Source organism: Peribacillus sp. FW305-BF15, from assembly GCF_058783805.1.
This window is the reverse complement of sequence record NZ_JBYSYV010000018.1, coordinates 22,329-45,157: the sequence shown is the minus strand read 5'-3', so window position 1 is coordinate 45,157 and position 22,829 is coordinate 22,329. Positions and strand designations below refer to the sequence as shown.

The following is a 22,829-nucleotide window of genomic DNA, read 5'->3' as shown; positions in this document are numbered from 1 at the left end:
AGTGTTAATGAAACTTGGTGAATTATACGGATTTTCATGCAAGGAAGTGAAAAAAACGAAAGGGAAGGGAAGTGTACATTAAAATTCTAAGGGGTCAAAAAGCCCTCTTCCGCTAATTGGGAGAGGGGCTTTTTGAAGCCGTCCAGAACTATTGCAGTATTCTTTTTAACTTAGTGTTTACCATGATTATTTATCCTCTACGCTGACGAATATAGGGTTTGAATAAAACCAAAGGTCTTTATAGTTACGATTGTTTATTTCTGAAAAACGCGTTTCGTTATCCTCGATTTCAGTCTTTTTATCGATCAGCGGTTCACCGTCCATCGTTTCTCCAGAGACATTTTCCCCTAGATTCGTGCCGCGCAAACGGAAATATTGATCCTTCTCGGCTTTGACTTTGTAAGTGATGGCATGAAAACCATCGCGATCGGTTTTCCAGTCTTTACTTGTAAAGCGTTTAACCACTTTTGTCGTATCATTGGTGGCTTTATTGTAAGCCGGTGTTCCAGGCTCTGCTTTCCCGGTTACTTCACCGGAAATCAGATCCACGTGATCTACCTTGACGGGGTCCCCGTTATTGTTCTTTTCGGGGCTCTTAAATCGGACGGTGATCTTGACCATCTGTCCTTCCTTCACTTTAAGGTCCCCGCCCATATCTACCGTATTATTTCCGTTTTTAGCTTGGAATTCAAGGGCATCGATCAAATCACCAAAAACGGAGAAGGATTTTCCGGATCGCATGCCATCAAGGACAGATTTTATTGATGAGCCATTTACCCATGTATAATTCTTGGAATATTCTCCTGGCCAGTAACCGCTTGAGTATAGGCGGTTTTCACTGATTTCAAAATGGGAGTCCGAATTGGAAAAATTCCAGAACTTACGACCTTCCCCAAGTAGCGCATCCCATGCACCTCCTACCTTAGCAAGCATGTAATCGGAACCGCCATAGGTCCGGTTTTCCGGTGTTGTCAGATTTAAACCGCCTCTATCCGGCTCCAACTGGTTACCTGGCATACCTTCAAATCCGAACATGACATCCGGGGCGATATTGTTGAAGTCGCGAAAATCAGATATGCTGTACACCCTCTTTCTTGATGGATGGTTCAATATGGCATAACTTGTATTCTTATAATTTTTTTCGAGCCATGCCAATGCCGTTCGGGCATCCTCGGATGTTTTATTGGCTCTTTGATCCTGTGACTTCCAAATGACTACATCCTTAGGATCAAACATCTTTTCATCCTGGTTGGTGAACAGATATTCGAACTGATTGCCAGCTTTCAGACTTTTAGGCGAGCCCGGCTGATCTCCCAAAATGCCTATGCCGACATGCTCGTATGTGGGCATGTCCCATTCGAAGCCTGAAAAGATGACTTTATTTTTAAATTTGCCCTCTTTTTGCAGTTGGTTTATTTTTGGGGCTTGATATTGAATGATTCCCTGAGACAACGGTATCGGCCCTCCTGGAATCAAATTACCTTCATCATCCCTTGAAGACATCCTCAAGTGATCGGAAATTCCCATCCAATCCATGCCATAATTATCAAATGCGTTATTCAGCAAGCTTTCAAGGCTCTGTGATCCCTCGGCATCATCGGACTGAGTGGTATGGGCATGATATTCCCCCTTCATCCATCTGCCTCCTGGATTTCTCTGATTGTCTTCTGCATCTTTTGCTGAAATCGCCGGAAGACCCTGAAAAAGGATGGCCAGGCTTAGAACCGATACTGTGAAAGTCCTGAACTTATTAATCATTTTACTGACACCCTCCATATATTGAAATAATATTGAACAAGCTAATTTTATTGTAAAAATATTAAGAATCCGTTTGGAGTGAGTATGGTTTATGTAAATGAATGAAATGATTGCTTCAATTATATGCTTTGGTGCAGTGACAGCGGTTGGAAGTTGAAGGGGAAGGGGAAGGGGGTAAGCAAAAAAAGGCTGTAGAGAAAATTTTCTTTCTCTACAGCCTGCGACACCTATTTTATCGTACATATTATTTAGCTTCGAGTAGATTGATATGATCTACAGTTTGATTTTCACCGACAATGAATTGCAGTTCATAATTCCCTGTCTTGTAAATGTAGTTGATTTCATTCGTACTGGAAATATGGCGAATTTCGTCAGCACTGCCGAGTTGATTTCCTAATACTTTAGGTGTGATGCTTCCTAGATTATGGTCCCGTTCCACATTTGTCCCGAAATATCGGATTTGTGAGATGGTCTTGTCAGCGTTATAGGCAAATGCAAAACCTGGATGCCCCATTTCTGCATGGTAATAGTCAAAAGTTTCATCTGTGTTACCTGGTTCTGGGGGAGAACCAAATGTCTCATATACTTCTTTTTGGGTGTTTTCATTAATTTTCAAACCCATGGCTGTATAAGGCATTTCTCCTGAAAAAGCTTTGTTGTAGATTTCATGTAAGGTGGTAAGAGCGTGATCCTTAGCTATGGCAGAAGCGGAATCCATTGTGGATGCAGCCTCAACAGGTTCTGTTGAAAACGATGCACCTGCCCCTAAAAGAGAACCGGTCAGAATAAAGGCGCTGACCATTTTGGCCGCCGGTTTTTTTGATAACATTTCTTATCCCTCCTCTATCATTACTTTTCCACAATTTTCTTGCATGAAACATTTTCTTGAAGATAATTGGATTGTTTGATCATGGTGGAGCATCAGGGGATTTATAAGCTGCATCTGCGGCAACAGTTGATTTAAAGTAAACATATCAAGTTGATCTCTAGAATCATGCTTAGCAAGCATCCTCATCACCACAAGTTTAAATACTTCCATTTAAAACAATAAAGAGTGCCTGAAGCGGAAATCAACATCCAAATCGTACAAGCAATAAAAACTGCAGTCCATGCAGACCGGTCCCCGCAGCTTGTAGGCGGAAAACAAATCTTTCATCAAATCAACCCTCAACTCCCGGGTATGGGTTCTAACTAAATGCTAATACAAAGTTGATTGGTGCGGAAGGTACGAGACTCCTGCGGGAAAAGCGTGTCTAGGGGAGACCCCGCAGGCTTAAGCCGAGGAGGCTCCCCGACTGCCCGCGGAAAGCGAGTGCCTGAAGCGGAAATCAATGTCCAAATCGTACAAGCAAAAAAAACTGCAGGCCATGCAGACCGGTCCCCGCAGCTTGTAGGCGGAAAACATATCTTTGATCAAATGATGTTCTCAAACCAACCTACAACTCCCGGGTATGGTTTCTAACTAAATGCTAATACAAAGTGATTGGTGCGGAAGGTACGAGACTCCTGCGGGAAAAGCGTGTCTGGGGGAGACCCCGCAGGCTTAAGCCGAGGAGGCTCCCCGACCGCCCGCGGAAAGCGAGTGCCTGAAGCGGAAATCAACGTCCAAATTGTACAAGCAAAAAAAACTGCAGACAAACACGATTTTCATCGAGTTGCCTACAGTGTGGTGCTTCAGGATGATGAAACACCTTTGAAAATGATTTGATTAATCCCAAACGCTTATTCTAGGGACTCCAGCAGTTCTTAAATAGTCCAATAATTGACCAGTATGTACAGACTCATGATAAGCGATTCTTAGCAACATGTCTCCTAAATCCCTGATATATCCAACATCAGAGCGATCAATTTTAATAGTGGATAAGTCGTCTTCGCTGAAGGACATGATTGTTTCCAAAAAATCACGCCTGTATGGTTCAGCAAAGTTTAATTCCGCTTCCACGGAGCTAAGCGGCTGTTTTTCATATGGTGATTCATAAACTGGTAAGCTGCCTTGATTTTTAATGGATAAATGATAATAATGCTCACTATCAAGGACATGTCTAACCATTTCTAAACAGCTCATTGCCTTGTCGTCCGGTTTCCAATGGAGTGTGCCTTTAGGTATTGAAGTCCATAGTTTAATGTTTCTTCTTCTAACCTCTTCCAGATTTAAGATGATTAGTTCTATCGATTTCATTATATCTCCCCTTTTAGAAGGTATACACTCACTATACAGGAATGGGTTTATTTTGAAAATATAGAAAAATGTTATGACTAGGGTAATGAATTATTGCGATTCCTTCCAATATAGTACCGCTCCAGTTTTATTCAAAAAGATAAACATATGATAGGTTCACTAGTGTTTACTGGTTGACCTTTTTAATGGGAACTCTACGATCAAGCCTAGGAATGACAAACGTTGCATACTGTTTTTTTAATAGAATTGCCTTGAATATATGAAATGTTGCAGAAAAAAGAAGCAACGGAGAGTGAAGTAAGATTATAAGTAAGGTTGAAGAGACTACAGGGAAAATGCCTATGAATCCGTGTAGAATTTACAGGCTTTCCTTCCCTAGTTATTCATTGCATGGAGGAACAGGGAGTTCATATATCCCTATAATCCTATTCCCGCTTATTTGTATTGGTATCAGGAATGAAATTCCAGTTAATATGGGGGTGAAACAGAATGTATTTTGATCGATCTTTCTTCTTATTTACGCTATAAGCTTAAAGAGAACCTTCTTAAATCAGTGATTGAATTAGAATGTCATCATGATAAATAAAAATCGGTTTAAAACCAAGGGCTCTAAACTTTTGCAATGCCTCATGGTTATTTTTGTTCACGAAACCGGACACTACAAGGATTCCTTTATTTCCCACATATTCTACCAATTCGGGTAAAAGGGCTTGCAGAATTCCCTTTCCTCTATATTTTTTGTCAATGACTACATAATTAATATGAGCCACTTTATATAAATAAAGATTATAACAAATGAAACCCACTACTTTACCTTTATCATTACAAATCACAAGTACCTTGTGTGACTTTTGCAGAATTTCATTCACTTTATCGGAAGAAACCCGAAAATTTTTTACGGTGATATCCGTTAATTTCTTTATATCCTTTTTAGGTTTCCAGTCTCGAAAAAAATACATCATAACTTCTCCTTTATCTCTATTAGATATAACAGTTATTCACTAGACATATATAGCTGGTACATGTAAATACATAACACGGAATCCCTTTAGATCAGTCCAAAGGGATTCCATGTTAATCTCAAAAAAGCAACCTTCTAATTTTCAAATTCTTTGACAGAAGTGGGTTGCTTGATGGAAGTAGGTTCCTTAATTGAAGTACCTCTATTATTGTTTAATAAATTTTGTAAGACTTTTCTCAAGGCAGACCTAAGGCTGCTATTGCCAGTTCCGGAATTACCAGTTCCAGAATTAACAGCTCTTCTTAGCTTTTTGTTTGACACTGAAATCATCCCCTTTGTTTTATAAATTTCCACATTACTAATTTATGTGTAATTTTCCCTTTTGCTTGGACAAGTTCACCAATTATTGCACAGCGGCAGGAGTTGCTACCATTTAATGTAATAACATGGTGTGATTTATGTGAATCACTTCACATATAAGGCGCTCGTTATTATTCATACTATTAACTCATAAACGAAAGTGGTTGGTTATATGCGAGATGGGGGAGTGATGATACCATATAGGAATTTGGTTAAATTCGGACTGGGAGGCCATAAAGGATCAGGAAATCAGAAATTCAGTTGGATACATATAGAAGATTGTCCATTTTCTAAGAAAGAATCAGGAGCTGAGCGGGGTGTTCAACTGTTCATCGCTGCATCCAGTTACAAATCGTGAATTGATGGCTCATTTGAGAAAGCTCATGAATATTCGAATAGACTTCCCTGTCCAACTCCCATGCTTGAAATCGGGACCGAAACGGAATTGATATTAAAAAGCCGGTGGGTCATACCTGAGAGATTGTAAAAGGCGGGGTATGCATTTAAATTCGATCATCTTGATGAGGCTCTCGAACAGATACTGATGAAGTCTTAAAATACTCGTGAAAGATTGCTATAATGATAGATAGAAAATCATTAATGGAGGGGAATCGCAGAATGAATATGACTCCATCTAAAAAAGTCGGAAGATTCACAACAGGAATATTTTCAGAGTTGGCGGCCCGCAAGCAGGATGCAATGAAACGGGGGCTGGATGTTATCGATTTGAGTGTAGGAAGTCCGGATTTACCCCCGCCTGATTTTGTAGTAGATACGCTTGTGAAGTATGCGCAGGATCTCAATTCTTACGGGTATACGTTAAAAGGTACGCCTGAATTCAATGAGGCAGTCCGGTATTTTTATCGGATGCGTTATGGAGTGGGGCTGGATGCAGAAAGGGAAGTCCTCCAACTGATGGGGTCACAGGATGGCCTTGCACACTTGGCAACGGCGATGATAAACCCTGGAGATTATGTGCTGGTGCCAGATCCGGGATATCCAATTTATGAAGCGAGTGTGGAACTTGCCGGCGGAATCATTCATCCGATGCCGCTTACTGCCGAAAATGGATTCCTGCCGCAGCTCAACGAAATTCCGGATGAAATACTGAAAAAGACGAAAATGATGATCATCAGTTATCCAGGAAATCCTGTCACGGCCCTTGCTGATGAGACTTTCTTTTCGGACGTTATATCGTTTGCGAAAAAGAATGAAATAATGGTGGTTCACGATTTTGCTTATTCGGAATTGATTTTTGATGATCATCCGCAAATTAGTTTTATGTCCATTCCTGGTGCCAAGGAAGTGGGGATTGAATTTAACTCACTTTCCAAAACTTTTAATATGGCCGGCTGTCGCATTGGGTATGCAGTGGGCAATCAAGAGGCGCTGAACATCCTGGGAACGCTGAAATCACACATCGATTATGGGGTTTTTTATCCTATTCAAAAAGCTGCCGAAATGGCGCTAACTTCCAATCTTTCGCTGCTATCCGAACAGGTTAAGGAATACCAGTCCCGACGTGATGCCTTGATTTCAGGTCTTGCGGAAGGGGGATGGCATGTACCGAAAACATCAGCTACGATGTTTATTTGGGCTCAAATTCCTGCTGGCTGGAAATCACGGGATTTTGCCTATGCATTGATTGAAAAAGCAGGGGTAACGGTCGTTCCAGGCGATGCTTTTGGGAAGCAGGGTGAAGGGTATGTCCGGATGGCCTTGGTCCAGCCGGCCGAGAGATTGACTGAAGCTGCCGAACGGATCAGAGTGTTTTTGCAGGAAAAAATGGAGTGTGAAAAATCTAGCATTTAATATATTCAGATTTTAAGAACGTTCGATCACGAGCACACCGAGGAGTATATAGAGCTCGAGGAAGCTGTTACTTACTTGCTAAAGTGAGGCGCTCTCTAGTGTTTTTAAGAACTACTTTGAAGGTCCATCCTCTGATGGGCTTTTTTTATGTTTATGGGAAACGATAGATTATGAATGGAATTTCCGAACGTAAGAAGGACAAGCCGCATAAAATATAGCAGGTCCGCGACAATCTTCCATGAAGCGGACTTAATAGGATAGAGAGGGGGAAAAGCAATGATCAACTGGAAAGTGCGTCTTAAGAACCCTACGTTTATATTCACTGTACTCCTTCCTGGGCTTTTAATATTGGCGCAGATGGTTGCCGCGTTCATAAACAATTTTATTACTCCTATAGGCTTTACCATTACTGATGATGCATTGAACGGCGCTTTAGGCATCATTAACTTCATAGCGCTTACATTCTTTGGGGTCGGCGGTGTGGTCGATCATACAACTAAAGGTTTAAGTGACAGTGAAAATGCACGACAATACAAGGAACCCAAGTAATGGACACTATTCTTTCAGTTACTGAAAAGTAGAGTATACCAGAAAGCACCGTATTAGCTAGACAACGGCGTTATCTGGTTATTTTTTTTGCAGGGATGACGATCGCCGAAAATGATTTGGTCTAAAAACCGAAATGTAACATACATTTAAAATTGTGGTTCATTTTCAGTTTGGGGAGGAAAAAGGATGAGTTATCGTTTACCAGTTTCAAAATGGTTTGCAGCCATAGTTTTAGTAGGGGCATTATTGACGGCATTCATATTCAGTCCGGCTAATGCTTCAGCCTCTATCAATTATGGTGATGAAGTTGCCGCTTTGGCAAAGAAGCAGGTGGGAAGCAAATATAAATATGGGGGAACGACCCCTAAAGGGTTTGATGCTAGCGGTCTTACCCAATATGTATATAAAAATGCCGCCACAGAAATGAAGATTCCAAGAACGAGTGCGGACCAGTATAAAACCGGAACGGCCGTGAAGCAAAAAGATTTGAAAGCGGGCGATTTGGTCTTCTATGCGACAGGTAAGAAAGGGCAGGTCTCTTTTGTAGGAATCTATTATGGAAATGGCACATTTGTCGGGACCACCACCAAAGGGGTCAAAGTGGTCAAAATGAGTGATGAATATTGGAAAGAAAAATATATAGGGGCAAAACGGGTCATTAAGTAACAATCTGAATTCCACATGATAATAGTCCAGAAAACAAAAGAGCATCGAAAAACCGATGCTCTTTTTGCTAGTCATATCCAGGGGCCATTCATTCAATGATGATATCGGTTAAAACAACATGGCCATTACGGACTTTTACGACGGCCACTGAAGGATTGGCCAATGCTTCCTTCTCCATTTCCTTTGCTTTTTCTTCGGATGCGAAATAATTGTCCAGACCGTATCTGATCTGAATGGTTTTAGCATTTTGCAGGTCATAAGGGACTTCCAGTTCCCCTTTTAGGTACACCCCTTCGCCGGGTTTTTCTTTCGTTACGTAATCGACAACATATAGTCCATCCTTATTTTGTTTTAAACGTACATATACCTTTTTATAATCACCCATATTCCTTGTATTGAACTCGGTTTTAATCGAGTCATCGACTTGCGACGGCTTTACTGATTCAATTTCGTATTTCAAAGCCACATAGCTTCCCCTAAACAAATCAGTCGGGTCGACCGGGGCTGTTTTGATTTTGATTACATCTCCTGTCATTGTTGTCCAGACCGGGGGAAATGCCAAGATTAACAAAATCAAGACTGGAATGGAAAATACGATGAGTGGCCGGAATGATGGATTACTCATTGAGTTCCCCTCCTTTTTTTCGTTGGTTTTCAAAGAAGAAGCCAAAACCGATGAGCATGATTCCACCGATGATGAATGTAAGCGATTTTGGCAGGAAGTCAAAGGAGTAGATGTAATATCTGAAAATCAGTGCACATATTATTACGATGCTGGTCAAACTGCCTTTTAGAATCAGATAAAGCAGAAAAACGAAATAAGCTATAGGAAACCAGATTGAGAAATCAAAGGTAAGGAAGAGTGCGGTTAAACCATGTAAGATATGCCCTTGTATGTGTGTGATGTTTTGTAATTTGGCTCTTACCGGAATATAGGCAAGCACGATACCCAGTACAAACAAGATGGAAAGGACAATCGTATTCGAATTTTCAAACCCTAGTTTCGGCACGAATTCCATAAGAAATAAGGCAATTGTATTGATGGCTAAAGCGTTAATGAAAAAGGTCAGATAATTAGGGTAATCGAATTTCTTTAACAGAATGTATAAAGCCGGTAGAAACACAAGAATGGCAAGCGGATAAGATGTTTCATCAACGAATATACTTCCATTCAAATAAATGAAAAGCAGGAAAGATGTAAAAAGGAGGATGAAAACATCCTTCAAATAGTATCCAATGAATACCGTTCCAATCGCCCATAATAAAAAGGAATTGTTGAAATTGATGCTAATGTTAAACATCTGCTCGACTAGAAATATCCCTGCACCAAAGATCAGGATACCTACATAATGCAGACTTCGTGACGTTTTGGGAAAGCGTGCCTGCACCTTCACGCCAGCAAAGTTCACTCCGATTAGGCATGCAATGATAAGCAGGAATTTAACCGCTTTACTTAAATAGATCCAGTTGCTGGCTACGAAGGTCAATACGCCTAAACCTAAAAGAAGTGCCCCAATGGATAATAGAATCGTGATGAAGTTCAAATTGCCTTTTACATCATAGGATTCTAACATCCTCACTTTCTCTTGCCGGGAGATGACTCCTTCCTTTTCAAGGTAATTAAATTCATGTTCAAGAAAATCGAATTGCTTCTTTGTTATTGCTTTGTTGGCCAAAGTAACTCCTCCTTCCACATTTTACTATTATACATCGTATTCTCTTGCGGCTTTGAATATAATGCTAATTTTCTTCTACCCTTATTAGAATGCGTGTAAGACATAAAAATATTTATAGTACCTTGCAATGAACAGTACCATGTGGTAAATTATTTACATAAGATGTATTGTTCGGTGTTCAGTACTGTTTATTAAACTATACTGAAAAACTTTTGGAAGGAGTGAAGGTGCTATGAATGTACAATTTAAGAAAGGTGTCCTGGAACTGTGTGTTCTGGTGTTACTGGATAAGCAGGATCGCTATGGGTATGAACTTGTACAGAAGATTTCGGATCAAATTGAAATATCGGAAGGGTCGGTATATCCACTTTTAAGACGATTGACGAAGGAAGAGTATTTTACGACATATTTGCAAGAATCAACAGAAGGGCCTCCGCGCAAATATTATACATTAACCGAAAAAGGACGGAGATACCTTCAAGAACTGCTGATGGAATGGAATGAATTTTCCAATGGGGTCAACCAATTAATCAAGGAAGGTGTGAACCAATGAATAAAGAACAATTTTTAAAACAATTGAATGCCTCTTTAACCAGACTTTCCTTAGAGGAACGGGAAGATATCCTTCAAGATTACGAAGAGTATTTCGAAATTGGAATGGAAGAAGGGAAGTCAGAGCAGGAAATCTCCAAATCCCTTGGGAATCCTAAACAGATCTCCAAGGAACTGATGGCAACCTATCATCTTGGTCAGGTTGAACAAACGACTTCTGCAGGTAATGTTATGCGGGCAGTTTGGGCAGTCATTGGTCTGGGGTTCTTTAATTTAGTGATCGTTTTGGGACCATTTATAGCCTTGATCGGAGTTGTCATTGCAGGGTGGGTTTCGGCGATAGGGTTCATTCTTGCTCCGCTTGGCGCTCTGTTTAACCTTGTGTTAGTTAGCTTTCAATTATTCGATCTTTTCTTCGCATTGGGACTATGCGGGATTGGCATTTTCATTGCCATGGGAATGTTTGTCGCTACGAGTGCTTTAACTAAAGGATTCATTCGCTATTTAAAATTTAACGCTTCCCTTGTGAAAGGCGGTTTGAAAAATGATTAATGTAAAAAAATTATCGATCATTGCACTTGTATTGTTATTGATCGGGGTAATAGGAAGTCTGTTTACGTTTTCCCAAATGACGAATAAGGAAACGACTACAGAGGAAAAAACGATTTCGGAAATCGTGACGGACATTCAGATCGACGCTGACAATGCAGCTGTGGAGATTGTGCCAACGAAGGATAAGGAGACCAGGATAGAGTTGGTTTCAAAAGGGATGGATGTTTCCAAGTTGGATTTCACTGCAGATGTGGAAGGGAAGAAGCTTTCGGTACAATTAAAGGATCGTCGTACGTTTAGCTTTGGTTTTCATATTCAATCCTTACATTTAAAGGTGTATGTGCCTGATGAATCTTATAAATCCTTTGTCGCCGAATCCGATAATGGAAAATTGCAAATATCAGGATTGAAAAGTGAAAATCTAAATGTGAAATCTCAAAATGGCCGGGTAGAATTAAATGATATAATAACCGAAAAAGTTGAAGTGAAATCTGCTAATGGAAAAGTAGAGCTTAATAATGTGGAGGGAAAACTAGTTGGTTCATCGAATAACGGTAAAATCACATTAGTCACGAAAGACTTGGATAGGCAGATCGAACTCGAAAGTAATAATGGTAAAATCATGATCAAAACGGAGAATGAACCGACGAATACAACTTTCGACGTTCATGTTGACAATGGGAGAGTGGATATCCTTGGTAAGTATGAGGGCGATACTGTCATTGGCAAAGGTGAAAATCTAGTTAAATTGGAAACGAATAATGGGAAAATCGAGATAACGAAATAGTCGTGAAGCATGAAAAGCCGATCCAATTTGGATTGGCTTTTTTCATTTATGCATCCCCTTTACTTAAGGAGATAAGGAAAAACATTTAAAGTTTTTCCTTTTAGATGTTTTTGGAATTTAATAAGATAGGGTGTAGAACCATCCTTCACTTGCAGAATGGTTGTTTCAGGGGATGTTTTATGAAAATTTGAATGTAAGGAAAATCCATTATGCTGGAGGGATGCGTTTCAGCTAAGAGCCGTTACGGATGAATAGAGGCAATGGTTTAATGCATTACAGCATGGAGAATCTAAATTATTGGTTCGCATACGGAAGGTAAGTGGACGGAAATGATCATGAAAGTTAAAGGGGGAGCCCTATGTCATATTGGGCTTTTATTTATATATATATATTTAGGTACACGAAATAAATCATTCGCTTATTTTAACCAATTTTAGTAAACTGGCAATGACTATTATAATTAGAAGGTGAAGGAATATGAGGGAAACCTTAGTTGATGAACGGGTAAGAGGGACTGATAAAATCTGGACACGTGATTTCATCATGATCTGTTTGGCAAATATGTGCATCTTCATGGGTTTTCAAATGACGATGCCGACCCTCCCGTTGTTTGTGGAACAGCTTGGCGGTGATGATCGTCTTGTGGGGGCTGTCCTTGGAATCTTCACTTTTTCGGCCTTGCTTGTCCGGCCAATTGCTGGAAGATTATTGGAGACGAAAGGAAGGCGCATCGTTTTTCTTGCCGGGTTAGCCATTTTTGCATTGTCAGTGGGTTCCTTCGGTTTCATGGGGAGCATCGGCTTGTTATTCATGATGCGGATTGTACAGGGCGTCGGCTGGGGATTTTCTTCAACGGCTTCAGGAACGATTGCTTCCGATATAATCCCTGCGAAACGGCGGGGTGAGGGGATGGGGTATTACGGATTATCGGGTAACTTAGCACTGGCATTCGGGCCATCATTGGGTCTTTTCCTAGTTACGGTACTTCCGTTTCAAGAGTTGTTTTTGATCTGCTCTTTATTAGGATTGCTTGCCATCATTGCAGCATCACTTATTCGGTATCAAAAAGTGGAAAGTGATCCTTCGGCAGCTGTAAGAGCCAAAAGGTTTGATATTTATGAAAAAAGTGCCCTTCAGCCATCTTTGCTCATTTTCTTCATCTCCGTTACATTTGGTGGAATTGCAACCTTCCTTCCCCTGTATACAGCGGAAAAAGGTGTAGATGGAATTCAGTGGTACTTTTTAGTATATGCAATGGCCCTTATGGTCACGAGATTATTCGCGGGCCGACTATATGACAGAAGGGGACATCGAGCCGTATTCGTGCCTTCAACGGTACTCATCATGGCTGGAATGCTGCTGCTTGCATGGATGCCGAGTGAAGCAGTACTTTACATTGCGGCAGTGCTTTATGGATTTGGATTCGGTTCTGTTCAGCCGGCGCTGCAGGCATGGTCGATTGAAAAGACGGCACCCAATCGGAAGGCGATGGCGAATGCCACATACTTTTCATTTTTCGATCTTGGAGTGGGCATAGGTGCCATCGTGTTTGGGCAGATTGGCTTCCTCTTCGGATATAGGAGCATCTATATCACGGCGGCCGCCTCGATTTTCATTTCGATGATCGTTTATTTATTCATCATCAGGAGCGAGGATAAAGGAAAATCAATATAAGGATGTTGAATGGCTTCAATGGAAGTCATTCTTTTTTTTGAGTCAGCAGGAACACCTTTGGTACATTATCCTAAATATTTAAAAAATGGAAAAACTTTGTTATTATCGAAAAGAGATTATACATAAGATGATAGAAGGTCTATTTGAAGGAAGGGGAAGCTTGGAATGAATGACTCTTCAAACGAAGAAATGACATTAGAAAGAAGGAAGCGTATTTTCCAAGAAGAGCTGGATGTTTTATGGGAAAGGCGGCTCATCCCTAAATCAGAATATATCCGGATTAGCAGGGCTTACAATCGGCATTTCCAATTAGCCCTCCATAAACAAAAGCGCTTAGAGCAAGAAAAGAAGAAATCCACCCATGGAACTGAAACGATAATCGGTGAAAGTGCCGATAAGAGGATTCAGGATAGTCTGATCGAAGAATCTTCATTCCAATTACGGGAATCCAGTGGATTGAATGAAGCGCCTACTGAATCTGGTTTCGAGGAGAGCCTTGAACCTGTCAAGGAGAGCAATGATAGGAAACCGGTTATTCAAAAGCAGGCCATCAAGCGGGAGAAACCGGTAAAACCGGCAAAGCCGAAGAAAACACCTGAACAAATCAGGGAACGGAATATTTCTGTCATCCTGCTCACTGGGGTCATATTGCTTCTGTTTGGCGGGTTGATTTTAGCAACCACTTCATGGGGGGATTTGAATGCGGTCTTGAAAGTTCTCTTCATTGGAATGGTTTCCGTCATTTTTGCAGGGATGGCCTTCATCGCGTCGAAGCTGAAAATTAAACAAACCGCTTTTGCATTCCTGACGCTAGCGGGGCTGTTCATTCCGATTACGATATTATCAGCTTCATATTATCGGATTTTTGGAGAGTACCTTTCACTTAATGGTGATGGGCGGGGGCTTCTGGGGTTTCTTGGGGGATTACTTTGCTTAGCCATTTATTGTAAGATTGCTGACTACTTCAAGTCGAAAATATTCATTTTCATTTCAATATTCACTTTTGCCATTACCTGCTATTTCGGATTGGCTTTTGTGACGCCAACTATCGAGTGGATGTTTTTGGCGATTGGCATTCTTAATTTAATACTAGTATGGAATATGGAGCAATTGAAAAATCAAAAAGCCTTAACGCTATTCAAACCATTCATTTTTCAATTCATCCAGTTTAAGCTCATCGTGGAAGCCTTTGTGATCCTGACGTTATTTTCAAGCAACTTGGTGTATTCGCTAACGTTGATGGTCTTTTCTGTTTTGTTTTTAATTTTTTCGGTCAAATTCAAAAAAAATTATTATGAAATGGCTTTTAGCGCCATTTTCACGTATGGATATATCCATCTAGTTTATAACACGTTTATAAGTGAATACATGATCATTGCATTTGCACTTGTTCCAATCATTTTTACTATGCTATCGAAATATCTGGATAAAGTCAAAAGGACTAACCTTTCGAAGAACTTCATGATTACCAGTTTGATTGAGAGCGGGATCGTTTTCTTATATAGTAACGCGATGGTGTACCAGGATAACTATGCGCAAATATTCATCGCGCTCATGTTAGTATCCGCCCAGCTTGCTTATGTTTCCCTTCATTCGGGAAATTCAAGCTTCACGTACCCGGCTGTTGTTGTTTTCGACTTAGCGTTCCTATATCTATTCTTTGCCTTGCCAATCTCTTTTTCTACCATTTTAAATCTGTTATTTGTTGTTCAGGTCATTAAATATCTTGGAGTATATCTATATAACCGTCACCCAAGGTACAGCCTGTTTAAGAAGAGTATCTTACTTATCTCCCCAATGATCATGCTAGTGATCCTGACCAGTAAATTGAGCGAAATGGCTTGGCCTGCTGTTAGTGCAGAGCTCGCCATGATCTCTGGGCTTTTCTTCATCACCTATATAAAAGACGAATCAAAGCATATGAAGGAAAACGCCAAATACGGATTTCCGATTACTTTCATACTGGCTTTGGTTGCTTTCTATCCATATTTGACGGAGAGTTTAGAATGGGTTCGGTCAAATATCCCGCTCAGCGTCTATTTAATGGGTGTTTCACTGATTTCCATCGGTGCAGCTTACACATTTAAAAAGGGATACCATAAATTGTTTCCAGTTTTTGCGTATAGCGGACAGATTCTTTCCTTCCTTTCCTTGATATCGATTCCCTTCGATTCAATGAATCCTTTGGAGGCAAGCGGAGTGATTGCCGTAGCTACTGCAATAAACAGCTGGTCCGTACATATACATCGGAAGCAAATATTCTGGGCGCCTGTCGTGATTACAAGTGCCAGCTTATATGCCTCACTCTACGATGTTTTTGATTTTGCTTCAATGGAGCTGAGGATTGCGTTCGTGTTGCTCGGCCCCATTATCTTTTTCCTTTTAGGAGAATGGCTTGGGAAATATTCGAAAAATGGGAAATTGTACTTCCGATATACGAGTCACCTTGCCAATTTACTGGCGATTCCCGTTGGATATTTGCTCATCTTCCATACGGAAAGTTCTCCGTTCCTTTATGTTGCACAAATCTTGATTTATATTTTGAGTGCTTTAAGGGCACATGTGAAATGGGAAAAATACGTTTTTACTTACCTAGGGTTTTCGACCCTTTTCCTACAGGTCCATTTATTTGTGGTAAACATCGAGCAAATAGTATTCATTACATCAATATGCATGATGATTACAGCAGGACTCATAACCATTCTGTGGGGGTTATCCAATAAGAATTGGAAAGGCATCATGGAGTATTACCTTATTCCATTCATTCATTTAGGGATAAGCATATCCATTTTAGAAACGGCGATCCGGGACTTTCCACTTAACCGCGAGTTAGTCTGGGTAGGAGTGATGACTGTACAGCTCTTGTTTGCGTGGTATCTGCTCATTCAAAGGAACTGGCGGAACTATGTTGCCGCTCCTCTAAGCCTGGCGTTCATCTTCTATAATTTGTATGTAAATACATTGCCTCTGGTTATGGCGTTTATCGTATTGCTTGTATGTATGGTTGTGATGTTGATGGCTAGCAGACACCTTTTCAAAGGATTGCTCAACGAAGAGGGAACGAAGAGAGTCATTGATTATTATCGGATTTTTGGCTTGCTATATCTGTGTACTTTGAATCTGGAAGTGTTTACGAGTGACTCAGATTCCGTGATTTTGGGGATTTTTGTTTCCCTGCTGTTGCCTAGCTACTTCATCCTGATAGGAAGATTCACAATCTATAAGAAAGAAAAAAGCATTTACTCGGGAATAGCGGCCATTATCGGCCTTTTTCCGTTCATCAATATCATCGATTATGCCCATACACTTCCAATCGTCATGAGTTTGGCTGTTCTTTTTGGCTGTATGGCAGGAATGTTGTTGTTAAGCAGGCTGTATTCCAGCGGATTACTCAAGAAAAACGGATCAGGCATCATCAGCTTTGATCCTTTCAGGATTTATGGTTTATTCTTTTTGATCGATATGAATGCAGAGGTTTTTAATGATACTAAACATCAGTTACTCCAAGTCTTTGTATCGCTGCTGTTAACCGCTTATTTCATTTTCCTGAGAAGCTTGACAGCGGAAAAGCTAGAAAGGAAAATCTATTCCAATATTGCCGCACTAATCAGTCTGTATCCCTTCCTGATCATAGTTGGCTATGCCGACAGCTTATCTGTTGTAATGGGATTGCTATTCCTTTTTGGCTGTATGTCAGGGATGCTGCTTTTAAGCTGGCGTTATTTCGATGGTTTAATCAAAAAGGAAGAAACAGGAATTACCTTCGATGCATACAGGATATATGGCCTGCTGTTTTTACTGGCCATGAATAGGGGAATCCTAGCAACTGAAACATCAAGCCAGTTACTCCAGGTTTTCGTCTCGCTCTTGATCACGGTTTACTTCATCTTGATTGGAAGTTTCTCAAAGGATGTAAAAGAAAAGGGCATCTACGTTTGGCTGACGGGAGTTCTCAGTTTGTACCCGTATTGGATCATCATCATGTACGCGGACACATTACAGCCTTTCGTTGGAACGGCAGTCCTTCTTGGATGTATGGCCATAATGGTAATTCTAAGCAGGAAATTCTTTAATGGCTTGCTTGATAAAGGCGGGGCAGGACTTCAATTGGATTTTTACAGAGTCTATGGTCTGCTGTTTCTTATTGCCATGAACATGGATGTTTTGACGGGGGGACCGACACATTTCATTTTGGAAATCATCGCGGCACTTCTGATTCCGGCCTATTTCATTTTGATGAGAAGCACGACGACAGGCATGTTGGAAAGAAAATCCCAGATGGCAGCAGCGATTTTGTTCAGCCTATATCCGTATTGGGTCATTGTCGATCAGCTCACGATCCCTCCTGTATTTGAGGAGGAGGTGAATATTCTGCCGCTGTTCATTGTCAGCACCACTTTGCTGAGGAAAATATTTGTTAAAGGCAAAATCACACAATATATCGAAAGCGGGATTGTTTTCCTATTGTTTTTAGCCCTGATCATTGATGCTATGGCAGGAAACACCTTATATGATGCCCTCATTATCGGAACCGTGTCATTGGCAGCAATGCTCTTTGGATTCATGATGAAATACAAATCCTATTTCATCGCTGGGACTGGGACGATTTTATTCAATGTCTATATGAATACCAATTCGATGTGGAGCGAGATGCCATGGTGGCTGTATTTAATCATCGGCGGAGGGCTGCTTATCGGAATTGCATCTTTCTTTGAATGGAAAAAACAAAAAGACAACCGGACATCGAAGGAGGTACTTGAGAAAAATAAACAAAGGATCAAGAATTGGTTCAATCGGTGGAATTAATGAAGAAGGAAATGGATTGCGTCAGATACCCAAGCTCAAAACCTTGGACGAAAATTCAAAGGGGTTCGGAATTTATAAATTCCGAACCCCTTTTGCCTGCAAACCGAGAGCACTTAAAAGCTCTCTTTCCCTGCTTCTATTTTATTAATGTCTTCTTGCCGATCATGAATTTCTATTTCCCACTGATCTAAATTAGTTTGCAAAACATTAATTAAAAATGGTGATAGGACATTTCTGTATTTTTCTAGTTCTTGAATCAATTTCACTCGATCTCCAGTTAATCCTTGCACTAATTTTTTTTTACTTTCCAAATTTGCATAGACAAAAACTGGTCTGAGTTTTCGGATCTCATTATCACCCATATCAGTTGTAACTCCTTTTTTTTAAAAAAATTAAATATATTTTATTTAAATTTTATAAAACTCGTAAACGCAGTAACAGTTATCAAATTCATCGAGATTCTTTGAGGATCGTTCATGAAATACGTCGTTTGTATACACTGGCATGAGTGTTAAGGATGTAGATGAACAGCTTGGGAATATCCATCCGATGACAATTGAATTAGTAAATGAACAGAAACAAACTCGTCAAACCGTAGATGTTGCCCTGGCATTACAAGAAAAGAAATGAAAACAGGGTTTATGCAAGTGATCGAAGCACAACAAAAGGAACTTCGAACAGCAAGGGAAGAACTTGCAGCAGCAAGACAGGAAATAAACGATTGACGAAAGACGTGAACGAAGTAAAAAACCATAAATGGTCAACATTATCAATTGATGATGTGCGAAAAGTCATGAATGAGGAAAAAAAGTCATGGTGGAGTAAGATATTTAAAAAATAAAAAGATTACTTTAAGAAAAAAATAAGGGTCTTGCGTTACTCTAGATGATGTAACCTACATCAGACCAGGTTATAGAAGAGGAAAGAGAAGTCATGTTCCAGGGTTTTGAAATTAAAATGAATGATGCTGTATAAAGAAGATCCAAATGAATAAAAATTTAGAAAAAAATCATTAGAAATAGAACTGCTAAAGAAGAACATCAAAAAGAGGTGAAAGTTTAATTCCAAAACTTTCACCTTTTTGATGTTCTTTCAACGCCTTTAAGGCGTTCTCAGTATGTCTTGAGCCACTAGATCTCTTGGATATTAAGAGTTAGATTTTTTATTACGCTTTTTTCTTTTTACCAAATAGACAATGAAAGAAATTAAAGCAACCAAGAATATGAATATAGTAATTTGATATCCTACATCAAACCAATTCACAACATGTGTTTCATTCATGTTATGCCTCCTTTAGAAATTAACAGTGTATGTAACTGATTTACTATAACCCAGAGTTTGACCTACTACATTAGCTCCGTATAATTTGGTACCTCTAACATATGCTTTACCACCTTTTTTAGTTGAATTCAAATTATGCCAAGTAGTATTTTGTGTCCAAGTAATTCCCATAACTAAACCTGTTTGCTCACTCCATATGTTGACTTTACTAACTACTCCCTTTGTATTTCTTGTAACTCTAGCATATGATGTAATACTTCCTGTTGCATTTGACTCACGATAACTATATGTTTTTGTTCCCCCAGCAGCCATAAGACTAATCATAGGAGTTCCAAAATTATTTTCCCCGTTACCTTCTTGTTCCTGCTCCTGTTTTAAAAATTCTTCAAACTCTTCAACTGAATCAAAATTAAGCATTTGATCATTTAGTATTTCATCTTCCGAAACTGGAGTCAATCCGTATTGTTCAGCTACTTTGTTAGCTTCCTCGACTATATTTTGTTCTTCTTCCTTACTAATTTCGTTAGCACTTGCTTTATTGATAGAGAAGCTAGAGAAGCTTAATGCAATAACTAGAACCAATACGATAGTTTTTAATAATTTCAATGTTTATTTCCTCCTATGTAGTTTATTACCATAACATTTAAATACTATCAAGCTACTTCCTCTATTTGGTAATATTTTAATATTATTACACAATTGAACAAAAAAGGAAATAAAAATGATGATTTATTCCTATATTAGAATAAAAATAACCCTCTTTTGAGGCTCTTTTTGTCTTACTAATAAGGTTTAGGTAGCCAAACTAAAGACAAACTACTATTTAATAGAGAGTGAGAAGGAAGAATTGAAAAAATTTGTTAAACCTGAATCTGCTATATTAGTTGAATATTCATTAGTCTTATTTACATCTTCTTCAATATTAACTGTTGTTTTATTACCGACAGCAAAACCAAATGTTGGAGCAATAGTGGAAAACATTAAAGTCGTTGCTAAAATTGCTAAAAAGTGTTTTTTCATTTTTTCTTCGCTTTTTACTAATAATCTAAAAGCTATAAATTAAATTCTATAAAATTTATTAAAGGACATTGTTCCAATTTTGGTTAATATCTTTTCAATTTTGAATTATTATCTAAAAAAACAAACTCATAGTAGAATCTCTCTTACTTTTCATGGAGCTGGTTTTGAAGACTTTCAAAAAAATCTGAGATAAAGTTTGTGAAGAATTAGGAGAAATACATATGAGAATATCATCAAAATCATAAAAAACCACTCTGAAAGCATAAAGAGTGGTTTTTTCACGTTTATTCAAAATGAAAGCTCAAGACGAACAAGAACTGCATGAAGAACAGCTGGAAGACGAATCAGAACTGCTGTCATGGGAACCGGTATGGCCACCATGATCGGCATGGCCGGAGCCGGAGGAAACTGTGTTCGGTTCATTCCCGAATATATCTTTAAATTCGCTGTCAAAATCATCGGTGCTTGCATAAGTGAAATAGGCAGGAGCTGCGTAGTCAGTCTGATCGTACGTTTTCCGCCCATTCAATTCTGTCATGGTGCGATTTTCTTTAAATTGGGAAGTGAAGGCTTCAAAGGTCCGTTCCGCCTGTATACTGGTCGGTTTCCGCATATATTTCTCTTTTAACTGCTCCAGCTCCAACGTTTCAAAATCACGGAGAAGTGTTAGCCCTTTATCATGTTTGAAAAATTTGCCCCATTTTTGAATGGAATGGGAGTCCACCGTAAATAGCTGTACATAGTAAAAGTCAAAAAGAGTGCGCTCTTCGGGTTTGAAAACGGGTTCTGAATGAGGATGGTGCTGAATGGTCCTACCGATGAAAACCTGGCAAAACTCATCATATTCCTGACTATAGTTCAGCATGATATGCCATAACTCATCGATGACTGAATTAAACATTTCAATTTTTCCAAACACTGCAGCCATAATCAAATAGCGTTTCAATTCACGCCAGGCCTGATTGACCTTTAACTGTGAGTACCGTGGATGCTTCAGGCGGAATTCAGTATTGACCTTTTCCATATAATCGAAATCCAGTGCTTTATTAAGCTTTTCTATCAATGCTTCTGAAACGACTTCAGTTGCATGAAGATTTAATGTTTCTTCACGGTATTTACGGAATTCATTTTGATAGCGTTCCATTTTAGCCGGTTCACTTAGCCCTTTAACGAAATTGACAAGTAAAACAGCAAAAATTGCCGCAAGAATGACATAAAAGAAGGTCATTTTTGTCCACTCCTCTTAATCTATGGATATATTGCTTTAACATTATCTTACATGTTGATGGAAGGGATTGTAAGTTGTTTTATCTAAAATGTTCCATTGGCGGAAATTGATTAATATCGTGAGGTTGCAGGACAATACCCTGAATCGGGTATCGTCCTTTCCTTGGCATGTAAGGGATTTTCAGTTAAAAATCAAGCGCTTCAAATAATGCCTCATATCTAGTATAGTTAGAGGGGAAAAGGGGTGAAGGCATGTACTTGACAGTAAAAGAGACTGCGGAATATCTATCGATGCCGGAATCTTATATAGAAGGTTTGATCATTCAAAATAAAATTCGCACCGTTCATGATGGTGAGCAGCATTTGATTTTTAAAGATCAGTTTAATATGCATCTTGAACAGATGGAGAAATATAAGAAGGATTTAGCGGATTATTATAACGAACCCATCCCCGAAGATATCGATGTAAAAGATGAAGATTAGCATTTGGCAGATGCTGAGTTTCAAAAAGGAGGAAGGTACGAGAACTCCTGCTTAGAAAAGCGCGTTTAGGGGAGGACCCTACAGCCTCTAGCCGAGGAGGCTCCGCGACCGCCCGTGGAAAGTGAGTGCCTGGAGCGGAAATCAACGCCCAAATTGTACAGCCATAACAAAAGCTGAGGCCATAGCCTCAGCTTTTGTTTGTAGATAGAAGGGGGCCCGGAAAACATATCTTTCATCGAAGTTCCCGAACCAATTGACCCAAAGTAACGCTTCAACAGGTATGGTTCTATCTCAATTTTATACAGAGTTGATTGGAGCGGAAGGTACGAGACTCCTTTGGGGAAAGCGCGTCTAGGGGAGACCCCGCAGGAGCAAGCCGAGGAGGCTACACCTTCAACTCCATAGGTAGGTTCTTTCTAAATTTAAGAACAGAGTTGATTGAAGTGAAAGGTACGAGACTCCTGCGGGGAAAGCGTGTCTAGGGGA

General features: G+C 39.7%; 24 protein-coding genes and 1 pseudogene. 14 read left to right on the top strand and 11 right to left on the bottom strand.

The annotated features are described in order from the left end of the window. Positions 1 to 186: 186 nt before the first annotated feature. Positions 187 to 1,758, bottom strand: coding sequence for an S-layer protein (locus AC3WLU_RS18650; RefSeq protein WP_492597711.1), 1,572 nt, complete (start codon positions 1,756 to 1,758; stop codon positions 187 to 189). Positions 1,759 to 2,002: 244 nt separating this feature from the next. Continuing rightward, positions 2,003 to 2,587, bottom strand: a complete 585-nt coding sequence (locus AC3WLU_RS18645) for a YjgB family protein (RefSeq protein WP_268563741.1) — start codon at positions 2,585 to 2,587, stop codon at positions 2,003 to 2,005. 420 nt (positions 2,588 to 3,007) lie between these two features. Here AC3WLU_RS18645 and AC3WLU_RS18640 point away from each other — a divergent pair, with 420 nt between their 5' ends. Continuing rightward, a complete protein-coding gene (locus AC3WLU_RS18640; protein WP_492597710.1) occupies positions 3,008 to 3,220 on the top strand; it encodes a hypothetical protein in 213 nt (70 codons plus the stop codon). Between the two features lie 57 nt (positions 3,221 to 3,277). Beyond that, positions 3,278 to 3,466: a hypothetical protein gene (locus AC3WLU_RS18635; protein WP_141554874.1), complete on the top strand. Its 189-nt coding sequence runs from the start codon at positions 3,278 to 3,280 to the stop codon at positions 3,464 to 3,466. Here the strand turns inward: AC3WLU_RS18635 and AC3WLU_RS18630 are convergent, their stop codons facing one another. The 3 genes from AC3WLU_RS18630 to AC3WLU_RS18620 form a co-directional block, all read right to left on the bottom strand. Continuing rightward, entirely contained in the window at positions 3,467 to 3,937 is a 471-nt protein-coding gene (locus AC3WLU_RS18630) for a DinB family protein (RefSeq protein ID WP_134784232.1), read from the bottom strand. A 545-nt stretch (positions 3,938 to 4,482) separates the two neighbouring features. Continuing rightward, positions 4,483 to 4,896, bottom strand: coding sequence for a GNAT family N-acetyltransferase (locus AC3WLU_RS18625; RefSeq protein WP_440438078.1), 414 nt, complete (start codon positions 4,894 to 4,896; stop codon positions 4,483 to 4,485). A 137-nt stretch (positions 4,897 to 5,033) separates the two neighbouring features. Then, positions 5,034 to 5,219, bottom strand: a complete 186-nt coding sequence (locus AC3WLU_RS18620; protein ID WP_411739500.1) for a hypothetical protein — start codon at positions 5,217 to 5,219, stop codon at positions 5,034 to 5,036. Between the two features lie 217 nt (positions 5,220 to 5,436). Between AC3WLU_RS18620 and AC3WLU_RS18615 the strand changes: the two are divergent. The 4 genes and pseudogenes from AC3WLU_RS18615 to AC3WLU_RS18600 all read left to right on the top strand — a co-directional run. Beyond that, a pseudogene (locus tag AC3WLU_RS18615) lies at positions 5,437 to 5,745 on the top strand (epimerase); the annotation flags it as partial. A gap of 131 nt (positions 5,746 to 5,876) precedes the next feature. Continuing rightward, positions 5,877 to 7,070, top strand: a complete 1,194-nt coding sequence (locus AC3WLU_RS18610) for an LL-diaminopimelate aminotransferase (RefSeq protein ID WP_413001313.1) — start codon at positions 5,877 to 5,879, stop codon at positions 7,068 to 7,070. 276 nt (positions 7,071 to 7,346) lie between these two features. Then, positions 7,347 to 7,619 carry a phage holin gene (locus AC3WLU_RS18605; protein WP_063577356.1) on the top strand — a complete coding sequence of 91 codons (273 nt, stop codon included), beginning with the start codon at positions 7,347 to 7,349 and terminating at the stop codon, positions 7,617 to 7,619. Positions 7,620 to 7,805: 186 nt separating this feature from the next. Next, positions 7,806 to 8,285, top strand: coding sequence for a C40 family peptidase (locus AC3WLU_RS18600; protein ID WP_413001311.1), 480 nt, complete (start codon positions 7,806 to 7,808; stop codon positions 8,283 to 8,285). 88 nt (positions 8,286 to 8,373) lie between these two features. On the opposite strand, the gene AC3WLU_RS18595 is transcribed toward AC3WLU_RS18600, so the two are convergent. After that, positions 8,374 to 8,910: a GDYXXLXY domain-containing protein gene (locus AC3WLU_RS18595; protein WP_053533769.1), complete on the bottom strand. Its 537-nt coding sequence runs from the start codon at positions 8,908 to 8,910 to the stop codon at positions 8,374 to 8,376. Next, the gene (locus AC3WLU_RS18590; protein ID WP_492597709.1) at positions 8,903 to 9,961 is read right to left on the bottom strand and encodes a DUF2157 domain-containing protein; all 1,059 of its coding nucleotides are present in this window, start codon (positions 9,959 to 9,961) and stop codon (positions 8,903 to 8,905) included. Before AC3WLU_RS18590 ends, AC3WLU_RS18595 begins: the two co-directional genes overlap by 8 nt. 232 nt (positions 9,962 to 10,193) lie before the next feature. Between AC3WLU_RS18590 and AC3WLU_RS18585 the strand changes: the two genes are divergently transcribed. The 5 genes from AC3WLU_RS18585 (at position 10,194) to AC3WLU_RS18565 (ending at position 18,332) form a co-directional block, all read left to right on the top strand. Further along, positions 10,194 to 10,514: a PadR family transcriptional regulator gene (locus AC3WLU_RS18585; protein ID WP_034305446.1), complete on the top strand. Its 321-nt coding sequence runs from the start codon at positions 10,194 to 10,196 to the stop codon at positions 10,512 to 10,514. Further along, positions 10,511 to 11,065 (top strand): DUF1700 domain-containing protein, encoded by a 555-nt coding sequence (locus AC3WLU_RS18580; RefSeq protein ID WP_492597708.1) that lies wholly within the window; start codon positions 10,511 to 10,513, stop codon positions 11,063 to 11,065. The genes AC3WLU_RS18585 and AC3WLU_RS18580 overlap by 4 nt, the downstream gene beginning before the upstream one ends. Further along, positions 11,058 to 11,852 (top strand): DUF4097 family beta strand repeat-containing protein, encoded by a 795-nt coding sequence (locus tag AC3WLU_RS18575; RefSeq protein ID WP_063577353.1) that lies wholly within the window; start codon positions 11,058 to 11,060, stop codon positions 11,850 to 11,852. The genes AC3WLU_RS18580 and AC3WLU_RS18575 overlap by 8 nt, the downstream gene beginning before the upstream one ends. Before the next feature lie 477 nt (positions 11,853 to 12,329). After that, positions 12,330 to 13,526 (top strand): MFS transporter, encoded by a 1,197-nt coding sequence (locus AC3WLU_RS18570; RefSeq protein ID WP_048687223.1) that lies wholly within the window; start codon positions 12,330 to 12,332, stop codon positions 13,524 to 13,526. Positions 13,527 to 13,691: 165 nt separating this feature from the next. Further along, the gene (locus tag AC3WLU_RS18565) at positions 13,692 to 18,332 is read left to right on the top strand and encodes a hypothetical protein (protein ID WP_492597707.1); all 4,641 of its coding nucleotides are present in this window, start codon (positions 13,692 to 13,694) and stop codon (positions 18,330 to 18,332) included. A gap of 113 nt (positions 18,333 to 18,445) precedes the next feature. On the opposite strand, the gene AC3WLU_RS18560 is transcribed toward AC3WLU_RS18565, so the two are convergent. Beyond that, positions 18,446 to 18,694, bottom strand: a complete 249-nt coding sequence (locus AC3WLU_RS18560; RefSeq protein ID WP_413001304.1) for a hypothetical protein — start codon at positions 18,692 to 18,694, stop codon at positions 18,446 to 18,448. 142 nt (positions 18,695 to 18,836) lie between these two features. Here AC3WLU_RS18560 and AC3WLU_RS18555 point away from each other — a divergent pair, with 142 nt between their 5' ends. Then, complete coding sequence (locus AC3WLU_RS18555; RefSeq protein ID WP_283929968.1) at positions 18,837 to 18,962, top strand: hypothetical protein; 126 nt, start codon at positions 18,837 to 18,839, stop codon at positions 18,960 to 18,962. Positions 18,963 to 19,478: 516 nt separating this feature from the next. On the opposite strand, the gene AC3WLU_RS18550 is transcribed toward AC3WLU_RS18555, so the two are convergent. Together AC3WLU_RS18550 and AC3WLU_RS18545 are read right to left on the bottom strand one after the other, a co-directional pair. After that, positions 19,479 to 19,613: a hypothetical protein gene (locus AC3WLU_RS18550; RefSeq protein ID WP_283929969.1), complete on the bottom strand. Its 135-nt coding sequence runs from the start codon at positions 19,611 to 19,613 to the stop codon at positions 19,479 to 19,481. 12 nt (positions 19,614 to 19,625) lie between these two features. Next, positions 19,626 to 20,219: a hypothetical protein gene (locus tag AC3WLU_RS18545; RefSeq protein WP_413001302.1), complete on the bottom strand. Its 594-nt coding sequence runs from the start codon at positions 20,217 to 20,219 to the stop codon at positions 19,626 to 19,628. Positions 20,220 to 20,460: 241 nt separating this feature from the next. Here AC3WLU_RS18545 and AC3WLU_RS18540 point away from each other — a divergent pair, with 241 nt between their 5' ends. Further along, a complete protein-coding gene (locus AC3WLU_RS18540) occupies positions 20,461 to 20,676 on the top strand; it encodes a hypothetical protein (protein ID WP_413001300.1) in 216 nt (71 codons plus the stop codon). Positions 20,677 to 20,934: 258 nt separating this feature from the next. Here the strand turns inward: AC3WLU_RS18540 and AC3WLU_RS18535 are convergent, their stop codons facing one another. Next, a complete protein-coding gene (locus AC3WLU_RS18535; RefSeq protein ID WP_492597706.1) occupies positions 20,935 to 21,861 on the bottom strand; it encodes a UCP032817 domain-containing protein in 927 nt (308 codons plus the stop codon). Between the two features lie 251 nt (positions 21,862 to 22,112). Here AC3WLU_RS18535 and AC3WLU_RS18530 point away from each other — a divergent pair, with 251 nt between their 5' ends. Next, on the top strand, positions 22,113 to 22,343 hold the full coding sequence (locus tag AC3WLU_RS18530; protein ID WP_034305425.1) for an excisionase family DNA-binding protein: 231 nt from the start codon (positions 22,113 to 22,115) through the stop codon (positions 22,341 to 22,343). The last annotated feature ends 486 nt before the right edge of the window (positions 22,344 to 22,829 follow it).

Coding starts and splice junctions, on each gene's coding strand:
- AC3WLU_RS18650 (WP_492597711.1), bottom strand. CDS start 1,758: ATGATTAATAAGTTCAGGACTTTCACAGTATCGGTTCTAAGCCTGGCC.
- AC3WLU_RS18645 (WP_268563741.1), bottom strand. CDS start 2,587: ATGTTATCAAAAAAACCGGCGGCCAAAATGGTCAGCGCCTTTATTCTG.
- AC3WLU_RS18630 (WP_134784232.1), bottom strand. CDS start 3,937: ATGAAATCGATAGAACTAATCATCTTAAATCTGGAAGAGGTTAGAAGA.
- AC3WLU_RS18625 (WP_440438078.1), bottom strand. CDS start 4,896: ATGTATTTTTTTCGAGACTGGAAACCTAAAAAGGATATAAAGAAATTA.
- AC3WLU_RS18610 (WP_413001313.1), top strand. CDS start 5,877: ATGAATATGACTCCATCTAAAAAAGTCGGAAGATTCACAACAGGAATA.
- AC3WLU_RS18605 (WP_063577356.1), top strand. CDS start 7,347: ATGATCAACTGGAAAGTGCGTCTTAAGAACCCTACGTTTATATTCACT.
- AC3WLU_RS18600 (WP_413001311.1), top strand. CDS start 7,806: ATGAGTTATCGTTTACCAGTTTCAAAATGGTTTGCAGCCATAGTTTTA.
- AC3WLU_RS18595 (WP_053533769.1), bottom strand. CDS start 8,910: ATGAGTAATCCATCATTCCGGCCACTCATCGTATTTTCCATTCCAGTC.
- AC3WLU_RS18585 (WP_034305446.1), top strand. CDS start 10,194: ATGAATGTACAATTTAAGAAAGGTGTCCTGGAACTGTGTGTTCTGGTG.
- AC3WLU_RS18580 (WP_492597708.1), top strand. CDS start 10,511: ATGAATAAAGAACAATTTTTAAAACAATTGAATGCCTCTTTAACCAGA.
- AC3WLU_RS18575 (WP_063577353.1), top strand. CDS start 11,058: ATGATTAATGTAAAAAAATTATCGATCATTGCACTTGTATTGTTATTG.
- AC3WLU_RS18570 (WP_048687223.1), top strand. CDS start 12,330: ATGAGGGAAACCTTAGTTGATGAACGGGTAAGAGGGACTGATAAAATC.
- AC3WLU_RS18565 (WP_492597707.1), top strand. CDS start 13,692: ATGAATGACTCTTCAAACGAAGAAATGACATTAGAAAGAAGGAAGCGT.
- AC3WLU_RS18560 (WP_413001304.1), bottom strand. CDS start 18,694: ATGGGTGATAATGAGATCCGAAAACTCAGACCAGTTTTTGTCTATGCA.
- AC3WLU_RS18555 (WP_283929968.1), top strand. CDS start 18,837: ATGAGTGTTAAGGATGTAGATGAACAGCTTGGGAATATCCATCCGATG.
- AC3WLU_RS18550 (WP_283929969.1), bottom strand. CDS start 19,613: ATGAATGAAACACATGTTGTGAATTGGTTTGATGTAGGATATCAAATT.
- AC3WLU_RS18535 (WP_492597706.1), bottom strand. CDS start 21,861: ATGACCTTCTTTTATGTCATTCTTGCGGCAATTTTTGCTGTTTTACTT.
- AC3WLU_RS18530 (WP_034305425.1), top strand. CDS start 22,113: ATGTACTTGACAGTAAAAGAGACTGCGGAATATCTATCGATGCCGGAA.